At 63.0% G+C, this 25416-nt stretch carries 21 protein-coding genes and 3 tRNA genes; 10 read left to right on the top strand and 14 right to left on the bottom strand.

Annotated features, from left to right (window positions below):
- Positions 1 to 1167: a cysteine desulfurase family protein gene (locus QF015_RS09365; RefSeq protein ID WP_429388585.1), complete on the top strand. Its 1167-nt coding sequence runs from the start codon at positions 1 to 3 to the stop codon at positions 1165 to 1167.
- On the opposite strand, the gene QF015_RS09360 is transcribed toward QF015_RS09365, so the two are convergent.
- The gene (locus QF015_RS09360) at positions 1168 to 1653 is read right to left on the bottom strand and encodes a GtrA family protein (protein WP_429388584.1); all 486 of its coding nucleotides are present in this window, start codon (positions 1651 to 1653) and stop codon (positions 1168 to 1170) included.
- A gap of 18 nt (positions 1654 to 1671) precedes the next feature.
- A complete protein-coding gene (locus QF015_RS09355; protein ID WP_429388582.1) occupies positions 1672 to 2520 on the bottom strand; it encodes a fumarylacetoacetate hydrolase family protein in 849 nt (282 codons plus the stop codon).
- 124 nt (positions 2521 to 2644) lie between these two features.
- On the opposite strand from QF015_RS09355, the gene QF015_RS09350 reads away from it, so the two are divergent.
- Positions 2645 to 3841 carry an SLC13 family permease gene (locus QF015_RS09350; protein WP_429388580.1) on the top strand — a complete coding sequence of 399 codons (1197 nt, stop codon included), beginning with the start codon at positions 2645 to 2647 and terminating at the stop codon, positions 3839 to 3841.
- Here the strand turns inward: QF015_RS09350 and QF015_RS09345 are convergent.
- Positions 3838 to 4506 carry a DUF1684 domain-containing protein gene (locus QF015_RS09345; RefSeq protein ID WP_429388579.1) on the bottom strand — a complete coding sequence of 223 codons (669 nt, stop codon included), beginning with the start codon at positions 4504 to 4506 and terminating at the stop codon, positions 3838 to 3840. The genes QF015_RS09350 and QF015_RS09345 overlap by 4 nt on opposite strands.
- A gap of 55 nt (positions 4507 to 4561) precedes the next feature.
- Here QF015_RS09345 and QF015_RS09340 point away from each other — a divergent pair, with 55 nt between their 5' ends.
- Together QF015_RS09340 and QF015_RS09335 are read left to right on the top strand one after the other, a co-directional pair.
- Positions 4562 to 5428, top strand: a complete 867-nt coding sequence (locus QF015_RS09340) for a hypothetical protein (protein WP_429388577.1) — start codon at positions 4562 to 4564, stop codon at positions 5426 to 5428.
- A 68-nt stretch (positions 5429 to 5496) separates the two neighbouring features.
- Positions 5497 to 6303: a transglutaminase-like domain-containing protein gene (locus QF015_RS09335; RefSeq protein WP_429388575.1), complete on the top strand. Its 807-nt coding sequence runs from the start codon at positions 5497 to 5499 to the stop codon at positions 6301 to 6303.
- Here QF015_RS09335 and QF015_RS09330 read toward each other — a convergent pair.
- From QF015_RS09330 to bcp, 7 genes are all read right to left on the bottom strand, one after another.
- The gene (locus tag QF015_RS09330) at positions 6300 to 6761 is read right to left on the bottom strand and encodes a MarR family winged helix-turn-helix transcriptional regulator (protein ID WP_310208755.1); all 462 of its coding nucleotides are present in this window, start codon (positions 6759 to 6761) and stop codon (positions 6300 to 6302) included. The two genes, QF015_RS09335 and QF015_RS09330, sit on opposite strands and share 4 nt — an antisense overlap.
- The gene (locus tag QF015_RS09325) at positions 6761 to 7885 is read right to left on the bottom strand and encodes an LLM class flavin-dependent oxidoreductase (RefSeq protein WP_429388572.1); all 1125 of its coding nucleotides are present in this window, start codon (positions 7883 to 7885) and stop codon (positions 6761 to 6763) included. Before QF015_RS09325 ends, QF015_RS09330 begins: the two co-directional genes overlap by 1 nt.
- A 150-nt stretch (positions 7886 to 8035) precedes the next feature.
- Complete coding sequence (locus tag QF015_RS09320; RefSeq protein ID WP_429388570.1) at positions 8036 to 11251, bottom strand: efflux RND transporter permease subunit; 3216 nt, start codon at positions 11249 to 11251, stop codon at positions 8036 to 8038.
- Between the two features lie 67 nt (positions 11252 to 11318).
- Positions 11319 to 12824 (bottom strand): malate:quinone oxidoreductase, encoded by a 1506-nt coding sequence (locus QF015_RS09315; RefSeq protein ID WP_310208749.1) that lies wholly within the window; start codon positions 12822 to 12824, stop codon positions 11319 to 11321.
- Positions 12825 to 12903: 79 nt separating this feature from the next.
- Positions 12904 to 14571 (bottom strand): ABC transporter substrate-binding protein, encoded by a 1668-nt coding sequence (locus QF015_RS09310; protein WP_397337279.1) that lies wholly within the window; start codon positions 14569 to 14571, stop codon positions 12904 to 12906.
- A 201-nt stretch (positions 14572 to 14772) separates the two neighbouring features.
- Positions 14773 to 14854 (bottom strand) — tRNA-Leu (locus tag QF015_RS09305).
- A gap of 57 nt (positions 14855 to 14911) precedes the next feature.
- A complete protein-coding gene (bcp, locus tag QF015_RS09300; protein ID WP_310208748.1) occupies positions 14912 to 15385 on the bottom strand; it encodes a thioredoxin-dependent thiol peroxidase in 474 nt (157 codons plus the stop codon).
- 85 nt (positions 15386 to 15470) lie between these two features.
- On the opposite strand from bcp, the gene QF015_RS09295 reads away from it, so the two are divergent.
- Positions 15471 to 15938: a MarR family winged helix-turn-helix transcriptional regulator gene (locus QF015_RS09295; protein WP_429388567.1), complete on the top strand. Its 468-nt coding sequence runs from the start codon at positions 15471 to 15473 to the stop codon at positions 15936 to 15938.
- Positions 15939 to 16024: 86 nt separating this feature from the next.
- Here the strand turns inward: QF015_RS09295 and QF015_RS09290 are convergent.
- The 4 genes from QF015_RS09290 to QF015_RS09275 form a co-directional block, all read right to left on the bottom strand.
- A tRNA-Lys gene (locus QF015_RS09290) sits at positions 16025 to 16100 on the bottom strand.
- Positions 16101 to 16290: 190 nt separating this feature from the next.
- Positions 16291 to 16366 (bottom strand) — tRNA-Lys (locus tag QF015_RS09285).
- A 116-nt stretch (positions 16367 to 16482) separates the two neighbouring features.
- Positions 16483 to 17637: a PQQ-dependent sugar dehydrogenase gene (locus QF015_RS09280; protein WP_429388565.1), complete on the bottom strand. Its 1155-nt coding sequence runs from the start codon at positions 17635 to 17637 to the stop codon at positions 16483 to 16485.
- A 26-nt stretch (positions 17638 to 17663) separates the two neighbouring features.
- The gene (locus QF015_RS09275) at positions 17664 to 18632 is read right to left on the bottom strand and encodes a hypothetical protein (RefSeq protein WP_429388562.1); all 969 of its coding nucleotides are present in this window, start codon (positions 18630 to 18632) and stop codon (positions 17664 to 17666) included.
- Between the two features lie 188 nt (positions 18633 to 18820).
- On the opposite strand from QF015_RS09275, the gene QF015_RS09270 reads away from it, so the two are divergent.
- The 5 genes from QF015_RS09270 to ilvC all read left to right on the top strand — a co-directional run bounded on the left by QF015_RS09270 (position 18821) and on the right by ilvC (position 25412).
- On the top strand, positions 18821 to 19774 hold the full coding sequence (locus tag QF015_RS09270; RefSeq protein WP_429388561.1) for a LysR family transcriptional regulator: 954 nt from the start codon (positions 18821 to 18823) through the stop codon (positions 19772 to 19774).
- Between the two features lie 101 nt (positions 19775 to 19875).
- Positions 19876 to 21597, top strand: a complete 1722-nt coding sequence (gene ilvD / locus QF015_RS09265; RefSeq protein ID WP_310208739.1) for a dihydroxy-acid dehydratase — start codon at positions 19876 to 19878, stop codon at positions 21595 to 21597.
- Between the two features lie 293 nt (positions 21598 to 21890).
- Entirely contained in the window at positions 21891 to 23795 is a 1905-nt protein-coding gene (locus tag QF015_RS09260; RefSeq protein WP_017199595.1) for an acetolactate synthase large subunit, read from the top strand.
- Between the two features lie 2 nt (positions 23796 to 23797).
- The gene (gene ilvN / locus QF015_RS09255) at positions 23798 to 24310 is read left to right on the top strand and encodes an acetolactate synthase small subunit (protein ID WP_021470923.1); all 513 of its coding nucleotides are present in this window, start codon (positions 23798 to 23800) and stop codon (positions 24308 to 24310) included.
- Between the two features lie 76 nt (positions 24311 to 24386).
- Entirely contained in the window at positions 24387 to 25412 is a 1026-nt protein-coding gene (gene ilvC / locus QF015_RS09250) for a ketol-acid reductoisomerase (protein WP_310208736.1), read from the top strand.
- Positions 25413 to 25416 lie beyond the last annotated feature (4 nt).

The following is a 25416-nucleotide window of genomic DNA, read 5'->3' as shown; positions in this document are numbered from 1 at the left end:
ATGATCTTCCTCGACGCCGCAGCAACCACCCCAGTGCGCCGCGAGGTGCTTGAGGCCATGTGGCCGTACCTGAGCGGTGAGTTCGGCAATCCCTCCAGCCACCACACCCTCGGCGAAGCAGCAGCTGCCGGGCTTGCAGACGCGCGTGCCGGCGTCGCGGAGGTGCTCAACTGCCGTCCAGGTGAGGTGACCTTCACCTCGGGAGGGACAGAAGCAGACAACCTGGCCGTCAAGGGGATTGCGCTGGCCAGGCGGGCGGCAGATCCTGGGTTGAACCGGGTGGTCATCAGCGCCATCGAACATCCTGCGGTGGAGGAATCGGCGAAGTACCTGGAACGCGTGCATGGCTTCGTCGTGGACGTTCTTCCGGTGGACGGCGACGGCCTGGTGTCGGTGGACGTTCTGCGGTCCGCGATACGGCCCGAAACGGCCCTGGTCAGCATCATGTATGCCAATAACGAGATCGGAACTGTCCAGCCCATTGCATCCCTGGCGGCAGTGGCGCGGGAACTCCGCGTCCCGTTCCACACTGACGCCGTCCAGGCCGCCGGGTGGTTGCCGCTGGACGTCAAGGCGCTCGGCGTGGACGCCTTGAGCATTTCCGGGCACAAGCTTGGAGCGCCCAAGGGAACCGGCGTCCTGTTCAGCAAGGGACGGCTGCGCTTGGAACCCCTGGTTCACGGGGGAGGGCAGGAACGGGGTAAACGGTCCGGCACGGAGAATGTGGCAGGCGCCGTGGCGTTGTCCACCGCCCTGAGGTTGGCCAGCGCCGAGCAACCGGAACAGGCTGCGCGTGTTTCGGCCTTGAGGGACCGATTCATTGAGCGGGTCCTCGCCGGCGTACCCGCTGCCTTACTGACCGGTCATCGGAGTCACCGGCTGCCGTCAGTAGCGTCCTTTTGCTTCCCCGGAACCAGTGGCGAGTCAGTTTTGCTCGAACTCGAGCGGCTCGGCGTGGTGTGCTCCAGCGGCTCGGCATGCGCCGCCGGATCCGACGCGCCCTCGCCAGTGCTGGTGGCCCTCGGGATCGACCCCGGGACAGCCCAGACTGCCGTGCGCTTCAGCTTCACATCGACCGTCACCGACGTCGACTTGGAGCAAGCCGCGGCCGCCGTGGAGACCGCCGTCGGACGAGTCCGGAACCTGGCCTCCCCGCAGCCCAGCTGACTAGACGTGCCGTGCGCGCCGGAAAATCCAATGCCGAAGCAAAGTGAACCGGACGGCGGTGGCGACGAAGCCGGAGAGCGTAGTGGTCCAGAGCTCTTCGGTGACCGTTGCTTCCGGCCGGAAAAGATGCAGCACACCCAGGCTGCCACCGGTAATGACCAAGGCAATACCGATCAGGATTACCCCGTTCAGGTGATCCTGGGTGCGCTTCTTCCTTCCGGTGATTTTGAACGTCAGGCGGCGGTTCAGGGCCGTGTTCATCAACGATGTGAGGATCAAGGCCACCGCATTGGCCAGCTGGGGATCAATCCAGGGACGCAGCAACGCGTAGATGGCGAGCGAACTCGCCGTGCACACCACTCCGACTCCGGTGAAACGGATCAGTTGCCGCACGACGGGGTATTTGAGGACCCCGCGGTGCCGTTTCCGTGGTGGCTTTTGTGGGGGAGACGGCCGAAGCTCCGTGGCGTCTGCAGCTGTCTCCATGGGGTTAAGCCTGACACACTATGGAGTCCCGACCTCCCAGGAGGCGCCGGTGACGGGGTTCCGCAGCTCGCCGATGCCTTCCACGCGGCACACCACGGTGTCTCCGGGCTGGATGCGGGCGCACTCTGCCGGGAAGCCCGTCAGCACGAGGTCACCAGGCTGGAGTGTCATGAACGAGGTCAGGTAGACCATGATTTCGTCCACTTTCCAGCCCAGGTCCGCTGAACTGGCGGTTTTGAGTTCGCCGCCATTGTGGATGATTCCGATCTCGAGGTTCGAGTCGTCCAGGTCCGTGACAATCCACGGCCCCACCGGCGTAAACGTGTCCTGGCTCTTGGCACTGATCCAGAGTTCGTCCGTCTTCTGAAGGTCCCTGGCGGAAACATCGTTGCCAATGGTGTAGCCCAGGATCGCCGCACGTGCCGTCTTCAGCGTCAAGCCCCGGGAAGGACGCCCGACGACGACGGTCAGTTCCGCTTCAGGATCGACGTAGCCCACGGTGGAGCTCAACTGGATCGCTTCGCCTGGGCCGATCACGCTCGACGCAGCCTTGTGGAACGCCTGGGGCGGGAGGTCCCGGCCGGGCTTCCCTGTGTTGTGGGCCATTCCAAAGACATTGACGGGCACGGACGGAGCCAGGAAGTCGAACGAGTCTTCTGTCACCACAGCACCGGTCTCCCAACCGCTCCTTGATGGACTGGGATCGTTGGCCCGCGAAACCGGGAACGGCGAGTCGATGACGGTCCATGCCCTGCCTTCGGTGGAAGTGAAGTCGCCGGCGTCGTTGCCCACGAAGAAATGCTCATCCGGTGACTGGGGAGAGGCGGGTCTGACACGGGCAATGCGGTGGGGGAGGCGTGACGTCATGATGACATCCTACGTCCTCCCCGGGGTGGTGCTCCCTCGGTTACTGGCGGATGACGGTGCCGGGGACGGTGTCTCCAACCGTGCCTCAGGAAGAAACCCAGCGCGGGGGCTTAGAATCCGACTCATGCGGCTGGCGATCATCGGACTGGTTCTCCTCGTGGCAGGCGGGGCAGCCGTCGCTACGGGTGTCCTTCCGTGGCAGGAAGTGGCGGTCCTGGTGGATCGGGTGGCACCCATCCTGGGCTTCGTCGTTGCCATGACCGTGGTGACCGAGCTCGTCAGCGAAGCCGGTGCCTTCCAGTGGATTGCCCGGCGGCTGCGCAGTTGGGGCCGCGGCAGCGGTGTTCTTTTGTGGTTGCTGCTGGCGTTGTTCGCCGTGCTGAGCACCGTTTTCCTGTCGCTGGATACGACGGCGGTATTGCTGACGCCCGTGGTGGTCACAGTGGCCCGCCAGGCAGGACTGCCCGTCCTTCCCTTCGCACTGACAACGGTGTGGCTGGCGAATACGGCCAGCCTGCTGCTTCCGGTTTCCAACCTGACCAATCTGCTGGCCCAGCACAATCTTGGCGGCATCAGCCCGATACAGTTTGCCCAGTTGATGTGGGCGCCCTCGCTCGCGGCCATCGTGGTCCCCTTGGCTTTCATCGCCTTGGTCTTCCGGCGCGAGCTCCGCAAGACCTACGCCCTTGATTCCGCGCGTCCTGCCCCGGCAGCCTCAACCAAGGCCGCCGCCGACAAAGTCCTCCTGGCGGCCAGCGCCGTGGTCCTGGTGTTGCTTTTGCCCGCGCTGGTGTCCGGGGTAGCTCTGTGGATACCTGCCACCGGCGCAGCTGTGGTCCTGGCAGCAATATTTGCCATCCGACGCCCCAAGGTGCTGACGGTGACACTCATCCCGTGGTCGCTCTTGCTGTTCACCTGTGGTCTTTTCCTGGTGGTTGAGGCTGCCCAGTACGTGGGTGCCTCAGTGCTGCTGGGCCGGATGGCAGGCCAGGGAAGTGGTTTTGTTGAACTGCTGAGGTTGGCCATGACAGGAGCCCTCGGTTCCAACGTGGTCAACAACCTGCCCGCCTACCTTCTGGCCGAACCCCTCGCGGGAAGCCCGCAGAGAATGGCTGCGCTCCTGGTCGGCGTCAATGCAGGGCCCCTGATCACCCCGTGGGCGTCCTTGGCTACCCTGCTGTGGCACGATCGACTGGTGCGGATGAACGTGCTGATCACGTGGAAGGGTTATGCCGTTTCCGGCTTGATCGTGGCACCCCTGACGATCGTTGCGGCCGTCGCGTTGCTCGCGGCCTTTGGCCCGGGTGGTGTGCCGGGCTAGCCCAGGTAGAGCTCGCCTACGGGAACTTCCGTGGCCAAGCGGTTGTCCGGCCCTGCCAAGGGGCACGCCCAGGCTTCGTTGTAGGCGCAGGAGGGGTTGTAGGCAAAGTTGAAGTCGAGGATGAATTCCTGATCACCGGCGGAGCCCCTGGTGCCGTGGAATGAGCCCTTGACCGTGTCCAACAGGTATCGTCCGGCTCCATAGCTTCCACCGGCCTTGCCGGCCGTAGCGTCACGGAAGGGGACAAAGATTCCACCTCCGTAGCTCCGCAACCGCCACGCAGCCAAGGAGCCCATCCCGGGAAGTTCGAACGTGCCGATGCGAACAAAGGGCACCACGCCGTCCGTTCCGGTCTCAACGTTCATCTCCTGCCCGGAGCCTTCCGGTGACAAGGCAGCATACCGGCGGAAAGCCGGGTCATACCCGGCGGTTCGCAGGCCTGAGAAAGAGGCCTTCATCTCAGCAGTCAGCGCGGATGCAGGGTGGGTGGCGAACATCAGGTCCCGTTCCTGACGCCAGAAAACGTGGGCGTCGAACGGATTGGTGGCCGCAAGTTGCCGCACCTTGTCATAAAGGGCGAACGTCCGCAGCCGCCAGTCAGCAATATCAACCGCTGACATGCTGGGGATACCGTCCTCGAAGTAGTCCTGTTGATCGGGAGCCATACCCCCCAGCCTAGTCCTGTGCGTGTCGGTGCCTCGGCGCCGATAGGCTGTGGACATGTACGGCATCATGGACCTGAGGAGCGTTCCTGTGAAGCTTGCCGCCGTGGCGCTGGCCGGCAGCGTGCTTGCAGCGGCGGCGGGCTGCTCTGCCGAAAACAAGGGACCCCAGGTCACCTCCACTGCTACGTCCAAGCCCAACAGTTCCGAGTCGGGCACTGGGACGCCATCAGGGAGCACGACGCCGGAACCCGGCGCTGCCGTCAGCCCATCCTCCGGAGCCGCTTCGGAAGGAGCGACAGCTTCAACGGATGCGGCCAGTGCCAGCCCCAGTGCGGCAGCAACCGCGGTGTCATGGAAGACCTACTCGGATCCGGCCAAGACTGTCAGTTTCGACCTACCCAAGGACTGGATCGCCCAGTCGGGAACGCCGGAGGCCGGTTCCCTGCCCGGAGCAGTAAAGGTGGAAGTCAAGGATGCCGTGGGGAGATACATCGCCACCCTCCACACGGGCCTGCCGCCGTCGAGTCCTTCAGCGTGCGCAGAGGGGCAGGGGCGCCCCTATGTAGTGATCAGCAGCGTTCCCCTGGACGTCCCGCATTCCGACGGCCCGGACACCATTGATCCAAGGGTGGTGTTCCGGGTGATCCAGGGCTATAAGTTCTTCGGCTCCTACGGCATCACCAACATGGTGGCCGGGGCCGACGGACAGTCCTGCGAGCTCCGGAACCGAGTGCAAGGGCCCGCTGGAAAAGGCGACTACTTCTTTGGAGACGTGCCCGCGATCCATGCGTTCGCCGCGGATGAGAAGGTGGCGCCGGCCAAGTCGTTCGACACCTTGGACCTGGCCGCGAAGTACGCCGTCCACGGCTCTGAATTCGCCAATGTCCAGCGGATGCTACTGTCTCTGAAGGTCAATCTTTAGTTCTGCGATTGGCTGGTTCACCTTTGGCGGCGGTGGGGGCCGCCCGCCGCAACCCACTCCGGAGATCAATGGAACGCAACGTTGCTGCCACGCTCGTTTTCAAGACCGCAGCCAACACCAAGGTGGCCATGGCCATCGCCGTGGCCGGGAATCCTGGCTACGACTCGCTGACGGAAACCCTGTCGATCACCTCTGCGGGGGAAGAACTTCCCTTCGCCGAACTCAGCGACCATCACGGGGGCCGCTTCCACTACCTGGAGTTCTCCGAGCCCAGCGAAGTGACGGTCGATTACCGGGCTACCGTCCATGGCTTTGGCATCCCTGAAACACCGTCCCCCATGGAACTGATCCGGTACGTTCGGCCCAGCAGGTATGCGGAGTCGGACAGGCTGCTGCCTACGTCCTACGCCGAGTTCGGTTCCCTGCAAGGAGCCGGGCTCCTTCAGGCGGTCCGCGACTGGGTCAACGGGGAATTACGCTACGTCAGTGGGTCGTCCCGGGGAACGGATGGGGCCGTGGAGACGCTGCTCCACCGCAAGGGGGTGTGCCGTGATTTTGCCCACCTGGCCATAGCGCTGTTGAGGGCCAAGGACATTCCTGCCCGGCTTGCAGCGGTCTACGCACCTGGCTTGAGTCCCATGGATTTCCATGCCGTGGCCGAAGCCTATGTTGACGGTGGCTGGCACATCATTGATCCCACCGGACTGGCGCCGCGCGAATCCATGCTCAGGATCACCGCCGGACGGGACTCCTCGGATACGGCGTTCCTTTCCACCGTTGGTGGCAGCCTGACCCTCAAAACCCTCAGGGTCAGTGCCTCAATCAACGGCGAGCTCCCAGTGGAAGACCCCCGGGAGCTCGTCAGCCTGCGTTAGTGCCCGGCCACGGACGCACGCAGCTTTTCCGTCAGGCGAAGCAGTTCGCGCTGTTCCTCTGCGGTGAGTGCAGGTCCCACCAAGTGTGCGATGTCGCGCACGTGTTCCCGGCCGATGGCTTTTTGGAGCTCGCTGCCCGCCTCGGTGAGCGACAGCAGCACTCCGCGGCCGTCGTCGGGGGCTGTTGTCCGCTCCACCAAACCGCGCTTTTCCAAGCGGTCCACCAGCCGGCTCAGACTCGACTGGCTCAGCAGGACTTTGTCGTTGATTTCGTTGAGCCGGAGCTGCCCGGAAGGACACTTGGACAGTGTGAACAGGACGTCGTATTCCTTGACGGGGAGCGTTTTGAAGGCCGGCCCGGACTGGAGCTTCCGCATCACCGCCACCTGGGAGCGGAACAACGACTCCCAGGTTTCGGCGGCGAGGCGAACGGCGGAGGACGCCGAAGGGCTGGACATCAGGCGTCCTGCCCCGCGGCTCCGGCAGGTGCGGATTCGCTGACTTTGTCTTCCAATGCTGCGGCGACGCGGGATGCGTGCGTCGGAGCGTCCGGCACGTGGGCCGGCTTCATGGCTGCGTACTCCTTGCGCAGGACCGGAAGGACTTCTTCGCCGAAGAGGTCCAACTGCTCCAGGACGGTCTTCAAGGGAAGCCCGGCGTGGTCGATCAGGAAGAGCTGGCGCTGGTAGTCGCCGAAAGCCTCGCGGAAGGTCAGCGTCTTTTCAATGACTTCCTGCGGGCTTCCCACGGTCAGGGGAGTCTGTGAGGTGAAGTCCTCCAAGGATGGGCCGTGACCGTACACCGGTGCGTTGTCGAAGTACGGGCGGAATTCCTTGACGGCGTCCTGGGAATTCTTCTTCATGAAGAACTGCCCGCCGAGGCCCACGATCGCCTGGTCTGCCTTGCCGTGTCCGTAGTGTTCGTAGCGCTCACGGTACAGGCCGATCAGCTGCTGGTAGTGCTCCTTGGGCCAGAAAATGTTGTTGGCGAAGAAGCCGTCCCCGAAGTACGCAGCGACTTCTGCGATCTGCGGCGTGCGGATGGATCCGTGCCACACAAAGGGAGCGACGCCGTCGAGCGGACGCGGTGTGGAGGTGAAGTTCTGCAGCGGGGTGCGGAACTTGCCCGACCAGTTGACGGTGTCCTCGTCCCACAGCTTGCGCAGGAGGCTGTAGTTTTCGATCGCGAGTTCCACGCCGTCCTGGATGTTCTTACCGAACCAAGGGTAGACCGGTGCCGTATTGCCGCGGCCAAGGACCAGGTCCACGCGGCCATCGGAGAGGTGCTGAAGCATCGCGAAGTCCTCGGCGATTTTTACCGGGTCATTGGTGGTGATCAGCGTCGTGGCGGTGGACAGTGTGATGCGCTCGGTCTGCGCGGCGATGTAGGCAAGGGTGGTGGTAGGGGAGGAAGAGAAGAACGGCCGGTTGTGGTGCTCGCCCAAGGCGTAGACATCCATGCCGATTTCTTCGACCTTCCTGGCGATGGCAACGGACGCCTTGATGCGTTCGTTTTCCGTGGGCGTGCGGCCCGTGGTGGGGTCAGTGGTGATGTCACTGACGCTGAATACGCCGATCTGCATGATGTGCCTTTCTCCCTGCCCGAGGTCCCGGGCTCTGTTATCAGTGTAACCCAAACTAGATGCATTTGCATGTATCGAAGTCTGTAACAGGGCAGGGCCAGGAAATGTTCCCGGCCCTGCGAGTGAAAGGGGTCTCTGGTGGAGAGTCCGCTACTCTCCGGGGTTGTGGGCTGCGCGGCGGCCCTTGACCCGGGGAATCATGCCCGTTGTCCAGTCCTGGAACTCCTCCGATGAACCGCCGGCCGGGCTGTTGCCGGATGTCGGGGCCGGCTTGTCATGAAGGGCCTTGAGCAGGTCCTTCTTCTCCCTGCGCCCCTCCACCAGTTTGTAAAGGACCGGGACCAGGACCAAGGTCAAGGCAGTGGAAGAGACCAGCCCGCCGATCACCACGATGGCCAGGGGCTGCGAAATGAACCCGCCACCGCCCGTGAGACCCAACGCCATGGGGGTCAGCGCGAAGACCGTGGCCAGTGCGGTCATCAGGATGGGGCGGAGGCGTTGTCGTGCGCCGTGGGTAATGGCGTCCGCCACGTTCATGCCCGGTCGGCCCTCGTGCGGCTTGCGGTATTGGTTGATGAGGTCGATCAGGACGATGGCGTTGGTGACCACGATGCCCACCAGCATCAGCATGCCGATCAGCGAGGGCAAGCCCAGCGGGACACCGGTAACCAGCAGCAGCCCCACCGCGCCGGTCGCGGCGAAGGGGACCGAGACGAGGAGGATCAGTGGTTGGATGAGTGACTTGAACGCCGCCACCATGATCACGTAGACGATGGCGATGGCCGCCAGCAACGCCAAGCCCAACTGCCGGAACGACTCGGCCTGCTGCGTTGTCGCGCCGCCAATGGTGGCAGTAACGCCTGCGGGCAGTTCCACCGTTGCCAACCGCTCCTGGACGGCTGTGCTGACGCTGCCCAGGTTGGAACCCGACGGCGTCACCGTCACCCGCGCAGTACGCTGCCCGTTGCTGCTGGTGATGGAGACTGGAGTATCAACCTGCTCGACGGCGGCGATGGACTCCAGCGCCACGGCACCGCGGGCGGTGGGCAGTTGAAGGGCCCGCACTGAGGCAATGCTGGTGAAGCGTGTGCCCTCACCGATCTGCACCGGATAATCGTTGGTGTCGATCCGGATGGTGCCTGCCGGGATGGGGCTGACGGTGGAGGCAAGGAACGCTCCCACCTGCTCCTCCGTCAAACCTGCAGCAACGGCCTTGGCACGGTCGACACGGACCTGGACCACCGATTGCTTTGACGCGAGGTTGGTTGCCACTTCGGAACTGCCGGGCACGCCATCCATGGCCTTCACCATGGCATCGCTGGCCGTTTGGAGGTCTGCGGAGTTGGCCGCCCTGATGGTGATGTCCACGGTGGAGGACGTACCGAACCCACCTTGCTGGGAACCGACGGTGACTTTCCCGGCTGCCCCTTGAAGTTTCGCGCGGACTTGGTCCTGGAGCTTGGACTGGTTCACTTTCTCGTCGGTGACAATCGTGAATGTCGAGTTGGATGAACCGGTGGATGTCAGGGCAGCGAAGCCAGTCTGGGCATTGCCCGAGGTGACCTGGACGTCCTTGATGCCCTCGATGCCCTTGAGTGCGTCCTCGATTTTAGCGGTCTCGTCGCTGGTGGCTTGGAGGCTCGTCCCGGCCGGAAGGACCTGCCGCACGGTCATGCTGTTCTCACCGGAGCGGCCCAGCAGGTCGGTGGCCAGGAGCGGTGAAACGGCAATGGTCGCCACAAGCACCAGGGCCGCGGCGGACAACGTGATGACCGGGTGTTTCTGTGTTTTCTCGAGAATCGGAAGGTAACCGCGCTGGAGCCTGCTCCGCTGCTCGGCCTCCCGGGCCTTCTCCGCAGCCTCGTGGGTGGACCCTGAAGACTCAGCGCCCTTTGCCGGGGAAGCGAGGAACCAGTAGGCCAGTACAGGAACGATCGTCAGCGAAACCAGCAACGATGACAGCAGTGCGATGGTCACAGTCAGGGCGAAGGGCCGGAAGAGTTCTCCTGCCAGGTCGCCCACGAAAGCGATGGGTAGGAACACGGCCACGGTGGTCAGGGTAGACGCGGTGATGGCTCCGGCGACTTCCCTGATGGAGGTCAGGATGGCCGTAAGTTTGTGTTCGCCGTAACTAAGGTGCCGCTTGATGTTCTCGATCACCACGATGGAATCGTCAACAACGCGGCCGATTGCGATGGTCAGGGCGCCCAGCGTCAGGATGTTGAGCGAGTATCCGGTGGCGGAGATGCCGATGAACGTGATCAGCAGCGATAGCGGGATGGAGACGGCGGTGACAAGGGTGGATCGAACAGACATCAGGAACACCAGGATCACGGCCACGGCGAAGCCCAGGCCCAGGAGCCCTTCCGTGGTGAGGTCCTTGATGGACTTTTCGATGAACGGGGCTTGGTCGAAGACCGGCGTGAACCTGGCGTTGTTGCCCAGTTCGTCCTGCATCGGCCCAATAGCGTCGCGCACCGCATGCGAAATCGCGACGGTGTCGCCCTCGGGCTTTTTGGTCACGGAAAGTGCCAGTGTCGGTTTGCCGTTGGTCCGCGTTATCGAGGTGGCGGCGTCGTCCTCGATACTGACGTCGGCCACTGTCCCGATGGTGGCAGCGTTCCTTGCCCCTGCCAGGGGAAGTCCTTTGATGATGTCCAGGGAATCGACGGGGCTGCCCAGTTGGAGGGACAAAGTCTTGCCCTGGTCCTCGATGGTTCCGACAGGAACCAGCGTGCCGTTGTTCTTCAAGGCATTGCTGATGGCCTGGACGGTAGCGCCGCTGCCTGCCAGGTCTGCCGGACGGGGCTGGATCAGGATGTGCTGGCTGGCTCCGCCTGTCACGTCGGCGCCACGGACGCCGTCGATCTTCTGGAGTCGGGGAACGCTGAGCCGCAGGAGGTCCGCGTTGAGTTCGCTGAGCGGCTTGTCCGAAGATACCGCGAGGTAGACGATGGGGAAGTCGCTGATGTTCCCGGCAATGGATTGAGGCTCGACGTCGGCGGGCAGCACCCGTTTCGCGTTCGAGATGGCCCGGTCGATCTGGTTGCGTGCCCGGTCCAGATTGGAACCGTACGTGAACACCATGGTGATCTGCGAGACGCCGTTGCGGGAAGTCGACGTGGTGGACTCCAGGCCCTCAACACTGTTCAGTGCTGTCTCGAGGGGCTGGCTCAATTGCTTGTCCACCACCTCCGGGGAAGCGCCCGGCATGGAGGTCACCACGGTGATCTGCGGGAACTCGATGGACGGAATGAGCTCCTGCTTCAGGGATCCCATGGTGATCACGCCGAACACCGCCGCGAAGACGGTGATCAGCGCGATCAAGGCCCGGTTTCCCAGGGACAGCTTGGCCAGGCGGAACATTGCATTGACTCCTGAGGTCTACGTAACGATTCGTCTGACGGGAACCGGCCGCAGCCCCGGGCGAAGCCTAGCTTTGGACGGCGTTGGCCACTTCCAGCTGCAGGGATTTTGCGGTGCTTGCTTCCAGTTCGGCAGCCAGTTCCGGGTTCTCGTTGAGCTTGACGCCGTAGCCCGGCATCATGTCCTTCAGCTTGGACTGCCAGCCCTTGAAGTTCTTGGGGAAGGACTTCTGCAGCAGCTCGATCATGATGGGGACAGCTGTCGAGGCGCCCGGCGAGGCACCAAGCAGGGCGCCGATGGAACCGTCGCGGGAAGCGATGACCTCGGTGCCGAACTGCAGGACTCCGCCCTTTTGGGGGTGCTTCTTGATGATTTGAACGCGCTGCCCCGCCGTGATCAGCTCCCAGTTGCCGCCTACGGCCTCGGGGTAGTACTCGCGGAGGGACTCCACTTTGGCCTCATGCCGCTTGGCAACTTCCTTGATGAGGTAGGCCGTGAGATCCATGTTGTCCTTGGCCACGGCCAGCATCGGGATGATGTTTCCCGGGCGGATCGACAGCGGAAGGTCAAGATAGCTCGACGTTTTGAGGAAGTTGGTGGAGAAGCCTGCGTACGGGCCGAAGAGCAGGGATCGCTTGCCGTCAACGTAGCGGGTGTCCAAGTGGGGGACGGACATGGGTGGGGCGCCCACGGACGCCTGGCCGTACACCTTGGCGCTGTGCTGGGACGTGATGGCTTCATCCGTGCAGCGGAAGAACTGGCCGGATACGGGGAATCCGCCGTAGCCCTTGCTTTCGGGAATCCCGGAGGCTTGGAGCAGGTGGAGGGCGCCGCCGCCAGCGCCGACAAAGACGAACTTGGCATGGATACGGCCGTGCTCACCGGACTTGGGGTGCTTCAGGGACAGATCCCATCCGCCCCCGGCTGCGCGGCTGATGTTGGTGACGTCGTGACCGTAGTTGACCTCGGCACCGCTGTCCTGCAGGTAGGTGGTCAGCTCACGCGTCAGCGCACCGAAGTCGACGTCGGTGCCTTCAGCGGCGCGGGTGGCGGCGACGCGCTGCTTGCGGTCCCGACCCTTGACGATCAACGGAGCCCACTTGGCTATCTGGTCCTGGTCCTCGGTGTACTCCATGCTGCGGAACAGCGTGTTGGGCTTGAGGGCCTCGTACCGGGTCTTGAGGAAGTTCGCGTGGTCATCGCCGATGACGAAGCTCATGTGCGGGACGGTGTTGATGAAACCTTTAGGGGACCCGATGACATTGCTGTCCACGAGGTGCGACCAGAACTGGCGGGAAAGCTGGAACTGTTCGTTGATGTGGAGGGCCTTGGACGGATCCACGGATCCGTCTTTGGCAGCGGGGGAGTAGTTAAGCTCACACAGCGCAGCATGTCCGGTGCCGGCGTTGTTCCACGGCCCGGAGCTCTCAAGCCCCGCTTCGTCGAGTCGTTCGAACAGGGAGATGGTCCAGGTGGGTTCAAGTTGCTTGATGAACGCACCAAGGGTGGCACTCATGATTCCGCCGCCAATAAGGACGACGTCGGCATGTTGAGTCTTGGAAATGAAGGTCACGATCAATCTCCGTTAGCGGCGGCACTGGCTGTCACAGAATATCCCCGCGCAGACTCAATACTGAAATTGCGGGGAATCGTCAAGGCTTTAGGCGGACGTTTGTGAAAACTTCGTTGAGCACCGGTGAAGCCGGGTAGCTTTCCACCTTGTTGGACAACGCCAAGGCGGAGATGGGGAACGCAATCGGGACGGCCGGCACCGAGGCGGCGATCTCTGCATTGATCGCTTGGTACTGGGCGTTCCGGTCGTCTCCGTTGGGCATGGCACGTGCCCGTTCGATCTTGTGGAAGACTTCGGAATCTGAATATCCGAACTCTGCCCGGGTCTCGCCGAACAGGGGTCCCAGGAAGTTGTCGGCATCGGCGTAGGAGCCGTTCCACCCCAGGATATGCAGGCCGCGGTCGCCGGCCGATTGGACCCGCTGCAGGTAACCGTCCTCCCAGCCGATGGGCACCGGCTTGATGTTGAAGCCCACCGCGACCAGTTGGCGGCTGATCTCGGCGTAGATCTTCTCGGGTGTTGGCATGTAGGCCCGGGACGCGTTGAGGGGATAGTAGAACTTGATTTCTTCGCCCTTGTAGCCGGCCTTTTGCAGGAGTTCCTTGGCCTTTTCGGGGTTGTATCCCAAGGACGGCGCGTTGTTGTTGAAGCCACTGAGCTTGGGCGGTACGAACTGCGATGCCTGGGCGGTGTTGTCGATGAAGAACCGCCGGATCAGGGTTTCCTTGTCGACGGCCATTTCGATCGCCTGGCGGACTTCGAGCTTTTCGAGGGGTGCCACGGCCTGGTTGATGCCGAGATACATCACCGAGAACGGATCGCGCTGAATGATCTGGACACCTTTTTTGACCAGTTGGTCAAAGGTCCCGGGGGTCACGAGGTCGTACGCATCGATCTTGCCGTCCAGGAGGGCCTGTTGCCGCGTTTCGGCACGGTCGTAGGGGATGAAGTTGATGGTGGCTATCTGCCCCCTGTTGCCCCAATATCCCTTGTACGTGGAGAGAGTGAGCTTGTTCTCGTCCCAACCGCTGAACTGATACGGGCCCGTTCCCACAGGGTGGCCGGCATAGGCGGAAACGGCCTGGCCATTCCGGGCCTGGTCCAGCACATTCGCTTTCTGCGCTTCAAGGGCGGCAGGGGAGGAAATCGCGAAGGCGGGGAGGGTCAAGGCCTGAAGGAAACCGGTGAAGGGCCGCGTCAGGTTGATCTGGACATCGTTGCCGGAGACCACCTTGCAGTCCTTGAAGATGGAAAACACAGGTTCGTCGGAGTAGGCCTTGAACACACCTTGGAACGAAATGCCTGGCGCTTGTCTGCGGAGTTCCGCGGGAAAAGTGAACCAGCGGTCGAAGTTGGCGCAGACGGCGGCAGCGTCCAACAGCGTGCCGTCGTGGAACGTTACCCCGGAGCGAAGCGTGAAGTCGTAGCTGAGTCCGTTGTTGCTGTCTTTCCATTCCGTAGCCAGCAGGGGAGTGGTCTCACCCGTGCTGCCATCGACCCCCACGAGTCCTTCAAGGACCTGGCGGGTGACCCGGTAGGACTCGGAATCGGCGGTCATGGCGGGATCCAGCCCCAACGGCATGGACGCCGTGCCGAAGTTGAAGGTGGCAGTGGGTTCCGCCGGGGCAGAACTGCCAGCGGACGAAGACGGCGCGGGCCCTGCTGTTCCGGTGCACGCTGCCAGCCCCAAAACCGCTACGGCAGCTCCGAACTGTAACGTCAGTCGCCGCATTTTGCTGCTTGCCACTCTTGTCCCCTCAAGCCGGTTGGAAGTGCTGTGGCCGGCTTCGGCCAGACCGCATTCCAGTCTAGTTGACCGTCCTGAGTGCACTTCCCAGCGCATTTTCAGGAAGCCATCCCCGCTGCTTGAGGAAAAACACCCCCATGCTGCAAGGCTCTGCAACCGGGGGTGTTCCGGGTGGCTCGAGGCCACCGTGCTTTCATACTGTGCGCAAGGGGGGACTTGAACCCCCACGCCCGAAGGCACAGGAACCTAAATCCTGCGTGTCTGCCAATTTCACCACTCGCGCTGGCTGTTGGCCGGTGTGCCCCTGGGGGCGGCCATCTACCGGCCTCCAGTGTACCCGCTACTTGTCGAGCTTGAGGTCCCGGCGAAGCTTGGCAACGTGCCCTGTTGCGCGGACGTTGTATTGGGCCAAGGACACCTTGCCTTCGGCATCCACGACGATGGTGGAGCGGATGAGGCCCATGTAGGTCTTGCCGTAATTCTTCTTCTCGCCCCATGCCGCGTAAGCGTCCGCAACTGCATGGTCTTCGTCCGAGAGGAGGGGGAACGTCAGTTCTTCTTCTGCTGCGAACTTTGCCAGTGCTTTGACCGGATCGGGGGAGATGCCAAGAACATCGAAGCCCGCGGCCTGGAGGGAAGCCAGCGTGTCGCGGAAGTCACAGGCTTCCTTGGTGCACCCGGGCGTGGACGCTGCCGGGTAGAAATAGACGATGGTGTTCCGCCCTTGGAAGTCCGACAAGCTGACGTTTTTGCCGGTTTCGTCCGGAAGGGTGAAGTCCGGGGCAACGTCGCCCGGGATAAGTCGTTCTGCCACAATATGCTCCTTGCTTACGTTTGCGATTTCCCAGTTTAGTGGGGAGAAGCCGCGCTGCCTCCCCGTCCGCGCATATACTGTCGGCATGCCAGATATGGAGAGGTGGCCCACCACCCGATTGCTTTCGACAGCTGCACGCTTGGTGGAAATCTCGTGGAACGAAAAACTGAAGTCCATCGGCCTTACCCACGCCGGGGTCATTGCCATGCAGGTGCTCGCTGCGAAGGGCGCAATTACGCAGGCTGCCTTGGCTGAATTGGCGCGGGTCAAAGCCCAGACAATGGGGACGACACTTGCCCGGTTGGAGTTGCACGGGCACATCGCCCGCCAACGCAGCGACTCCGACCGTCGAAGCCATGTGGTGACACTGACCGAGGCCGGAAGTGCGGCCCTTGCGGAAGCCGTGAAGCTTGAGCAGGATGTCTTGTCCCCCGTTGCTGTTGACACCGCACGGCTGCGCGAGGAACTCAGGATCGTCGTCCGGGGGTTGGCCGGTTTGCCCGCTCCCGGGGCGGATTCCCCGGAGACCGGCACTGACGTGCCCCAGGCCTGATCAACGCCAGGCGGTTCCCACCGCGGGCAACCTGGCCCGGAAGACAAAAGGCTCCGGATCGTTTTCACGATCCGGAGCCTTTTTCTTGGTGCACCCCCCGGGACTCGAACCCGGAACCCATTGATTAAGAGTCAATTGCTCTGCCAGTTGAGCTAGAGGTGCAGCTGTTGTTGTCGGGCTCTCCGGGAAATTCACATTCCTCGTTGAGCTCCGCAACGACAAATAACTCTACACCAGATTCTCCACGCACAAAACCACGCGGCACCCCAAGTGATGCACGCCATGAATAGGCCATTCCCAAGCCGTGGAAATGAAAAAAGGCCTTGAAGTGAATTCACTCCAAGGCCTTTCCTGGTGCACCCCCCGGGACTCGAACCCGGAACCCATTGATTAAGAGTCAATTGCTCTGCCAGTTGAGCTAGAGGTGCAGTTGTTGAATTCGATCAACCCGGGCCTTTTATTTCCCCGGCGATCTCCGCAACGACATGTAACTCTACACGACATCTGCCGAACTGTGAAATCGGCTTGCGCCCGATCGCCAGGCTCACGATGCTCCCCCCAGAATCAGCGCAAAGTCAGGGTTTCTGTTGTTGCTCAGGACCCATAATCTGCCATCCGGGGCGCGGGCCACGTCCCTCAGCCGCCCATATTCCCCTGTGAAGTAAGCCACAGGCGTCCCTGCGTTCCCACCGTTGAGCGGCACTGCCCACAGCCGTTGGCCGCGAAGGGCACCCGTGTAGGCCACGCCCTCGATGATTTCCAGACCGCTCGGTGACGCGTCGGACGTTGACGGCCATACGACCTTCGCGTCGATCAGGCCGCTTCTTCCGGGGGCGCCGGTCACTGTGGGCCACCCATAATTGCCGCCGGGCGAAATCAGGTTCAGTTCGTCGTCCACGTCCGGACCAAACTCGCTGGCCCACAACCGCCCTTCGCCATCCCAGGCGAGTCCCTGCACGTTGCGGTGCCCGTAGCTGAAGACAGGATTGTCGCCGAACGGATTTCCCGGCGCCGGGTTTCCATCCGGGCTCAGGCGCAGGATCTTGCCGCCCAAGGCCTGGGTGTCCTGTGGCTGTTCCCGGCGTTGCGAGTCTCCTGTTCCCACGTAAAGGAGCCCATCGGGGCCAAAACGGATTCGCCCACCGTTGTGGGTGGAGGCCTTGGGAATGCCGGAGAAGATCACTTCCGGTTGGCCCAGTGACAGCGTGCCGCCCGCATCTCCCTCCAGCTTCATCCGCGCAATACGGTTGTCCCCGGCAGATGTGAAGTAGGCATAAAGCCAACGGTCGTCCTGGAACGTCGGCGACACTGCCAGGCCCAGCAGGCCGCCTTCACCCCCGGGTTCGACGCCGGGAACCTCGCCGATGGTGGTGGCCTTGCCCTCGCGAATGCCCTTGACCAGGGCGGAATCACGCTCGGAAACCACGGCGGTACCGTCCGGCAGGAACACAACAGACCACGGCAGCTGCAAACCGACGTCGAGCTTTTCAGCGACTACCGGAGTGAACCGACCGGGCGTCTCCTGGCTGCCAACCGGGCCGGACTGTGGGGAAGTGGCGGAAGGCTCCGGCGTCGCCGCGGTGCCGGGTGACGACGGGCTGCCTGTGCATCCTGCCAGCGCCAGGACGAGGACAAGCGCGGCGGCAGGCACTGGCCGTGTCCGCCGTTCCACTGAGTGCCCTCCCGCGTCTGCGCGCATGGGTGATGGTGATGCCGGGACCGGGTTCAGTGCCTGTTGCGCCGGGGTGGCCTGAAGCCGGCGGCTTCTGCATGGGCAGCCGATTCGAACCATACGTCGGCCGTGGCGTCGTCATAGCCGGCGGCATCCTCGTCGTGATAGGTCATGTCGGTCGCGTTGGCCTTGACGGGGTAGCCCGCTCCGGCGGTGCTGGAAGAGCCGGTTCCGTAAGGGTGCTCGGCCGCAAGGTGTCCGGAGGCTGCGGGGTCCTCGGCCGCGGCGGACTCTGCGCCCGGCAGCGTGGGGGAGTGCACATCCGTGTACTCGTGGTGGTGGACCGGTGTTCCGCTCGAGTCGGTCCAGGACGACTCCCACTCGGCCTTGTCGGCAGCGTCATCCTTATTCGGTGCGGCTGTGGGGTCCGGTGCGGCTGTGGGCTGCGAAGCTTCCGTATCCCAATCGTCAACATCGCCTGCGTCAGCTGAGTGCACCTTCGCGTCGGTGTCCACGGTCGGTTCGTCCACGACGGGTTCTTCCACTACCGGCTCATCGACCACGGGAGCGGCAATGACGGGCTCTTCCACTGTCAGTCCGGGTGTTGCTGCCGGCTGGGTGTCGGGGGTCGGAGCTTCCGGTGTTGCCGGTGAATCGTCGACGGCGGCGCGGGGCGCAGCGTCGACGTCGCCGCCCACCGTGGCCTCGGTGTCCGCCTCCTCCCGTTGGTTAATGACCTCGGCTGGTTCATCAGCGATGGATTCATCAACTGGATCACGCCGTGTTTCGTGGGCGATGGGGCCACTTCCTTCGGCAGCCGCCGTGCCGGCATTCGTTACTCCTGCCAGGCCTGCCACGCCTGCTGTCGCAGCGGCCGCATCCGGAAGGGACGCCGTATTGGCGGGCTCCGTTGCGGCCGGAGCGTGGGTTGAAGCGGAATTACGTGATTTGTTGCGGTTCATTAGCCACCAAACAATGGCAATGACCAACACAATGACAATGACCCAAATTATCCAGTCCATGTGGATGCCCTTCTGCTCACGGCGGTGCAGTTCGTGGTGTTCTTGACGTTACGTGCCTGCTAAAGGGCTGTCCAGCGTTTGACCTGCTGTTCCATGGACTTCCCCACGGAATTGGTCAGTTTGCTGAGTAAACTCCGGGGCGGCAAATCCGTGGAAAAGAATTCCATCCGGTCGCCTAGTCTGGCTGAATGGACTTCAAGAGGCTGCAGATTCTGCGGGAGTTGGCAGACCGGCAAACTGTGGGTGCCACGGCGGCAGCCATGAATGTCACAGCCTCGGCAGTCTCGCAACAACTGAAAACGCTGCAAGCCGAAATCGGCGTGGTGCTGGTGGAGAAAGTTGGCAGGGGAGTGCAGCTGACTGAGGCGGGTTACGCCATGGCGGCCGCCGCAGCGGATATCGCCACCGCCATGGCCAAGGCCGAGTCCACCATCGACACCTACAGGAAGGGGTGGCAGACCCGCGTCTCGGCGGCCTTTTTCCCCAGCGCGGCCGAAATGCTGCTGCCCGGGGTGCTGCATCGGGTCGCCGCTGTGGAGGGACTGACTTTCGACGCGCATTTCGAGGACCCGGGAACCGCGCACTTCGCGCCTTTGGTGGCCGACTACGACATTGTTCTGGCCCACAGCGTGGACGGGCCGGAGGTGTTCGCCCGGCAGGGACTGACGGTGGTGCCGCTGCTGGAGGAAGCCCTCGACGTCGCCATGCCCGCGGGCCATCCGTTGGCGGCCAAGGCGCGTCTGAGCCCCGAGGACGTGGTGGGATATCCCTGGATCGGCGTCCCGGAGGGGTTTCCCTTTGATACGGTCCTTCGCCAGATCGAGCTCCATGCCGGCCGCCAGGCTTTGCGGGGCCAGCGGTACCCGGACCTCAGGGTGTTGGAGGCCCTGGTAGGTGCCGGGCATGGAATCTGCCTGCTCCCGCGCTACACAGCCCGTGCCAGTGCCAGGCGTGGCCTGGTTCTTCGCCCGCTGACCGAGGTGAAGGCCAGCAGGAGCATCGTTGCTTTGTCCCGCCAGGAGGTTGCTGCCAGGGCCACCATCGCGATCGTGATGGACATGCTCAAGAGCGAGGCCGCGGAAATCGCCAAGGAACTCCATGAGTCACAGGTGGACAGGCAGTTCCGGATCGACGGAGTGTGACCCACCGGGGAGCCCCGGAATCCTGCGCAATATTTGGCCGATCCGGCTTAACCCGGCGGGGAACAGCGCTGACGGCTGCGAGGTACCCATAGACTTTGGTCATGAGTGACACCACCGACACCGCGACAGACAACACGCCGGACATCAAACCCCGCAGCCGGGTGGTCACCGACGGCATCCACGCGGCACCCGCCAGGGGGATGTTCCGTGCCGTAGGCATGGGCGATGACGACTTTGCCAAGCCCCAAATTGGCGTCGCCAGCTCCTGGAATGAAATCACACCCTGCAACCTCTCCCTGAACCGCCTTGCCCAGGGCGCCAAAGAAGGCGTCCACGCAGGCGGCGGTTTCCCCATGCAGTTCGGCACCATTTCCGTGTCCGACGGCATCTCCATGGGCCACGAAGGCATGCATTTCTCGCTGGTTTCCCGCGAGGTCATCGCCGACTCCGTTGAGACCGTCATGCAAGCTGAGCGCATCGATGGCTCAGTGTTGCTGGCCGGCTGCGACAAGTCCCTTCCCGGCATGCTCATGGCTGCCGCCCGCTTGGACCTCGCCTCAGTCTTCCTCTACGCCGGCTCAATCATGCCCGGTTGGGTCAAGCTTGAAGATGGCTCGGAGAAGGAAGTCACCCTCATCGATGCCTTCGAAGCCGTGGGCGCCTGCGCTGCCGGCAAGATGAGCATGGAGGACCTCACCCGCATCGAAAAAGCCATTTGTCCCGGCGAGGGCGCCTGCGGCGGCATGTACACGGCCAACACCATGGCCTGCATCGGTGAAGCCCTGGGGATGTCACTGCCGGGTTCGGCAGCGCCGCCTTCGGCAGACCGCCGTCGTGATGATTTCGCCCGTAAATCCGGCGAGGCGGTAGTCAACCTGCTGCGCCTGGGCATCACTGCCCGGGACATCATGACCAAGAAGGCCTTCGAAAACGCCATCGCCGTCACCATGGCCTTTGGCGGTTCCACCAATGCTGTCCTGCACCTCCTGGCCATCGCCCGGGAAGCGGAGGTTGAGCTGACGCTGGATGATTTCAACCGCATCGGCGACAAGATTCCCCACCTCGGCGACCTGAAGCCTTTCGGCCGTTACGTCATGACCGATGTCGACAAGATCGGCGGTGTGCCGGTCATCATGAAGGCGCTGCTGGACGCCGGCCTCCTGCACGGCGACTGCCTCACCGTCACGGGCAAGACCCTCGCCGAAAACCTCGCGTCGATCAACCCGCCGGACCTCGACGGCAAGATCCTCCGCGCGTTGGACAACCCCATCCACAAGACCGGCGGCATCACCATCCTCCACGGTTCCATGGCCCCCGAAGGCGCCGTGGTGAAGAGCGCCGGGTTCGACGCCGACGTTTTCGAGGGCACTGCCCGCGTGTTCGAGCGTGAACAGGGCGCACTTAACGCCTTGGACAATGGCGAGATCCACAAGGGCGACGTTGTCGTCATCCGCTACGAAGGTCCCAAGGGCGGACCGGGAATGCGCGAAATGCTCGCGATCACCGGGGCCATCAAGGGTGCAGGGCTGGGCAAGGACGTCCTCCTCCTCACCGATGGCCGGTTCTCGGGCGGTACAACAGGCCTCTGCATCGGTCACGTTGCGCCGGAGGCTGTCGACGGCGGCCCCATCGCCTTCGTGCAGGACGGCGACCGCATCCGTGTCGACATCGCTGCCCGCTCGTTCGACCTCCTGGTTGATGAAGCCGAGCTCGAAGCCCGCAAGGTGGGCTGGGAGCCGCTGCCGGCCAAGTTCACCAAGGGAGTGCTCGCCAAGTACGCCAAACTCGTCCACAGTGCCTCCACGGGGGCCTACTGCGGCTGATTCCTCCCGTAAACTCCGCCCGCCCCCGGGTGGGCGGAGTCCGGCAGGCGGACATGGCTGTCCAAATAGTGAGATACGATAGTGCTCAATTGACACGTATCTCACTTAGAGGGAACACTGAACGCATGATCACATTCGTTACCGTCGGCGTCGTCGTCCTTACCAAGCGCGTGGCTTAGCCCGACTGGTAACGAACCGTCACGCGCAAACCCCTCGAAGAGCCGGAAGGCTGAGGGGTTTTTTTATTCCCTAAGCAAGACCCATCTATTGAAGATCCACTAAGGAAGAGTCCGATGAGCAAAGGATCGCCGATCAGCCCCTCGCTGATGGCTGCAAAGTCCGCTGGAGCCCACAAAGCTCCGGAAAAGGTCGACCGTACGGCTGAGGCCGTCGTCGTCGACGCTGCTGCACCTCTCTCTCCTGTACTTGGGCCGAACACCGTTGTACCCCCAACGGTGATGTCAGGCTCGCAAGCAATTGTCCGTTCGCTCGAAGAACTCGGCGTGGACGATATTTTCGGTTTGCCCGGTGGCGCGATCCTGCCCACCTACGACCCCTTGATGGCCTCCAGCATGAATCACATCCTGGTCCGTCACGAACAGGGAGCCGGCCACGCCGCGCAAGGCTACGCCATGGTTACCGGACGGGTTGGCGTTTGCATCGCCACCTCGGGCCCCGGTGCCACCAACCTCGTTACCGCCATCATGGACGCCCACATGGACTCCGTGCCGATGGTGGCCATCACCGGCCAGGTTTCCAGTGGAGTCATCGGCACCGATGCCTTCCAGGAAGCAGACATCGTCGGTATCACGATGCCCATCACCAAGCACTCGTTCCTGGTGACCGACCCCAACGACATTCCGCACGTCATGGCGGAAGCCTTCCACCTTGCCTCAACGGGCCGCCCGGGCCCCGTGCTGGTGGATATCGCCAAGGACGCCCAGGTTGGTCAGATGACCTTCTCTTGGCCGCCGAAGGTGGATCTGCCGGGCTATCGTCCCGTGGTCCGTGGCCACAACAAGCAGGTCCGCGAGGCCGCCAAGCTGATCGCCGCAGCCAGCAAGCCCGTTCTCTATGTGGGCGGCGGCGTGGTCAAGGGCCACGCATCTGCAGAACTCATGGAGTTGGCGCTGGCCACCGGCGCTCCCGTGGTCACCACCCTCATGGCTCGCGGTGCCTTCCCTGATTCGCACCCCCAGCACGTCGGCATGCCCGGCATGCACGGTTCAGTGTCAGCTGTGACCGCACTCCAGCAGGCTGATCTGTTGATCACCCTCGGTGCCCGGTTCGATGACCGTGTGACCGGTGTGCTGAAGACATTTGCGCCCTTTGCCAAGGTCATCCACGCGGACATCGACCCAGCCGAAATTTCCAAGAACCGTACGGCCGATGTCCCGATCGTTGGTTCGGTCAAGGAGATCATTCCTGAACTCACCGAGGCCGTGAAAACGCAGTTCGAACTCAGTGGCACCCCGGACCTGGATTCATGGTGGGCTTTCCTCGGCAACCTGCGGGACACGTACCCGCTGGGTTGGACCGAGCCGGAAGACGGACTCACGGCCCCGCAGCGCGTGATCAAGCGCATCGGCGAACTCACGGGCCCCGAAGGCATCTACGTTGCCGGCGTAGGCCAGCACCAGATGTGGGCCGCCCAGTTCATCAAGTACGAACGGCCGCACGCCTGGCTGAACTCGGGTGGAGCCGGGACCATGGGATACTCGGTTCCGGCAGCCATGGGAGCCAAGGTGGGCGAACCGGACCGCGTGGTCTGGGCCATCGACGGAGACGGCTGTTTCCAGATGACCAACCAGGAACTGGCCACCTGTGCCATCAACAACATCCCCATCAAGGTAGCCATCATCAACAACTCCTCGCTGGGCATGGTCCGCCAATGGCAGACGCTGTTCTACGAGGGCCGATACTCCAACACGGATCTGAACACAGGCCACGACACCATCCGGATCCCGGACTTCGTGAAGCTGGCCGATGCCTACGGTTGCGCAGCACTGCGTTGTGAGCGTGACGAAGACATCGATGCCACCATCCAAAAGGCGCTCGAAATCAACGACCGCCCCGTGGTCATCGACTTTGTGGTCAGCCCCAACTCGATGGTGTGGCCCATGGTGCCCTCGGGCGTCAGTAATGACCAGATCCAGGTTGCCCGCAACATGACCCCGGAATGGGAAGAGGAGGACTAGGCATGACCCGCCACACACTGTCCGTTCTGGTAGAAGACAAGCCCGGCGTGCTGACCCGCGTAGCCAGCCTCTTCGCCCGGCGCGCATTCAACATCAACTCCCTGGCCGTGGGGCCCACCGAGGTTCCCGGCATGTCCCGCATGACGGTCGTCGTCGACGCCGACGGCGACCTCATAGAGCAGGTCACCAAGCAGCTCAACAAATTGGTCAACGTGATCAAGATTGTGGAGCTGACTTCCGAATCTTCCGTACAACGCGACCACATCCTGGTCAAGGTACGTGCGGATGCCGCGACACGCCTGCAGGTAACCCAAGCTGCAGACTTGTTCCGTGCCGCCGTCGTCGACGTGTCCACAGACTCGTTGGTGATCGAGGCAACCGGTACCCCCGAGAAGCTCGCTGCACTGCTTTCAGTGCTCGAGCCGTTCGGCATCCGTGAAATCGTGCAGTCCGGCACCTTGGCCGTTGGACGGGGATCCCGCTCCATGAGTGACAGGGCGCTCCGCTCGGCGTGAATCGCCGGTTGGTTGAGCCCAGTACCGCAGCACCACTATCAATATCTAAGAAAACCACTCAAGAGGAGTTACGCAAGTGACTGAAATGTTCTACGACGACGACGCAGACCTGTCGATCATCCAGGGCCGCAAAGTAGCCATCGTTGGCTACGGTTCCCAGGGCCACGCCCACGCGCTGAACCTGCGCGATTCCGGCGTCGAGGTTGTTATCGCGCTCAAGGACGGCTCGAAGTCGACCGCCAAGGCCGAGGACGCAGGCTTCACGGTTAAGAACGTTGCCGACGCCGCCGAATGGGCAGACGTCATCATGATCCTGGCTCCGGACCAGCACCAGCGTTCGATCTACAACGACTCCATCAAGGACAAGCTGACCGAAGGCAAGGCCCTGGCCTTCGCCCACGGCTTCAACATCCGCTTCGGCTACATCGAAGCTCCGGCCGGCGTTGACGTTATCCTGATCGCTCCGAAGGCTCCGGGCCACACTGTCCGCCGCGAATTCGAAGCCGGCCGTGGCATCCCGGACATCATCGCCGTGGAACAGGACGCATCCGGTTCCGCCTGGGACCTGGCGAAGTCCTACGCCAAGGCCATCGGTGGCACCCGCGCGGGCGTCATCAAGACCACCTTCACCGAAGAGACCGAGACGGACCTCTTCGGCGAGCAGTCCGTGCTCTGCGGTGGAGTTTCGCAGCTCGTCCAGTACGGCTTCGAAACCCTGACCGAAGCCGGCTACCAGCCGCAGATCGCCTACTTCGAGGTTCTTCACGAGCTCAAGCTCATTGTTGACCTCATGTGGGAAGGCGGCATCGCCAAGCAGCGCTGGAGCGTTTCCGACACCGCAGAGTACGGCGACTACGTCTCCGGCCCGCGTGTCATCACCCCCGAGGTGAAGGAAAACATGAAGGCTGTCCTCGCCGACATCCAGAGCGGTGCTTTCGCCAAGCGCTTCATCGACGACCAGGACAACGGCGGCGCCGAGTTCAAGGAACTGCGTGCCAAGGCCGAACAGCACCCGATCGAAGAGGTCGGCCGCGAGCTCCGCTCGTTGTTCTCCTGGCAGCAGCAGGACGCTGACTACGTCGAAGGTTCCGCAGCCCGCTGATCCT

The organism is Paenarthrobacter sp. TE4293, from assembly GCF_050435325.1.
GTDB lineage: Bacteria > Actinomycetota > Actinomycetes > Actinomycetales > Micrococcaceae > Arthrobacter > Arthrobacter nitroguajacolicus_C.
The sequence above is the reverse complement of the archived record's forward strand: the minus strand, read 5'-3'. Positions and strand labels throughout refer to the sequence as shown.

Bases quoted from the DNA above. Each gene is read 5' to 3' on its own strand.
- QF015_RS09365 (WP_429388585.1), top strand. From the start codon at position 1: ATGATCTTCCTCGACGCCGCAGCAACCACCCCAGTGCGCCGCGAGGTG.
- QF015_RS09360 (WP_429388584.1), bottom strand. From the start codon at position 1,653: ATGGAGACAGCTGCAGACGCCACGGAGCTTCGGCCGTCTCCCCCACAA.
- QF015_RS09355 (WP_429388582.1), bottom strand. From the start codon at position 2,520: ATGACGTCACGCCTCCCCCACCGCATTGCCCGTGTCAGACCCGCCTCT.
- QF015_RS09350 (WP_429388580.1), top strand. From the start codon at position 2,645: ATGCGGCTGGCGATCATCGGACTGGTTCTCCTCGTGGCAGGCGGGGCA.
- QF015_RS09345 (WP_429388579.1), bottom strand. From the start codon at position 4,506: ATGGCTCCCGATCAACAGGACTACTTCGAGGACGGTATCCCCAGCATG.
- QF015_RS09340 (WP_429388577.1), top strand. From the start codon at position 4,562: ATGTACGGCATCATGGACCTGAGGAGCGTTCCTGTGAAGCTTGCCGCC.
- QF015_RS09335 (WP_429388575.1), top strand. From the start codon at position 5,497: ATGGAACGCAACGTTGCTGCCACGCTCGTTTTCAAGACCGCAGCCAAC.
- QF015_RS09330 (WP_310208755.1), bottom strand. From the start codon at position 6,761: ATGTCCAGCCCTTCGGCGTCCTCCGCCGTTCGCCTCGCCGCCGAAACC.
- QF015_RS09325 (WP_429388572.1), bottom strand. From the start codon at position 7,885: ATGCAGATCGGCGTATTCAGCGTCAGTGACATCACCACTGACCCCACC.
- QF015_RS09320 (WP_429388570.1), bottom strand. From the start codon at position 11,251: ATGTTCCGCCTGGCCAAGCTGTCCCTGGGAAACCGGGCCTTGATCGCG.
- QF015_RS09295 (WP_429388567.1), top strand. From the start codon at position 15,471: ATGCCAGATATGGAGAGGTGGCCCACCACCCGATTGCTTTCGACAGCT.
- QF015_RS09280 (WP_429388565.1), bottom strand. From the start codon at position 17,637: ATGCGCGCAGACGCGGGAGGGCACTCAGTGGAACGGCGGACACGGCCA.
- QF015_RS09275 (WP_429388562.1), bottom strand. From the start codon at position 18,632: ATGGACTGGATAATTTGGGTCATTGTCATTGTGTTGGTCATTGCCATT.
- QF015_RS09270 (WP_429388561.1), top strand. From the start codon at position 18,821: ATGGACTTCAAGAGGCTGCAGATTCTGCGGGAGTTGGCAGACCGGCAA.
- ilvD (WP_310208739.1), top strand. From the start codon at position 19,876: ATGAGTGACACCACCGACACCGCGACAGACAACACGCCGGACATCAAA.
- QF015_RS09260 (WP_017199595.1), top strand. From the start codon at position 21,891: ATGAGCAAAGGATCGCCGATCAGCCCCTCGCTGATGGCTGCAAAGTCC.
- ilvN (WP_021470923.1), top strand. From the start codon at position 23,798: ATGACCCGCCACACACTGTCCGTTCTGGTAGAAGACAAGCCCGGCGTG.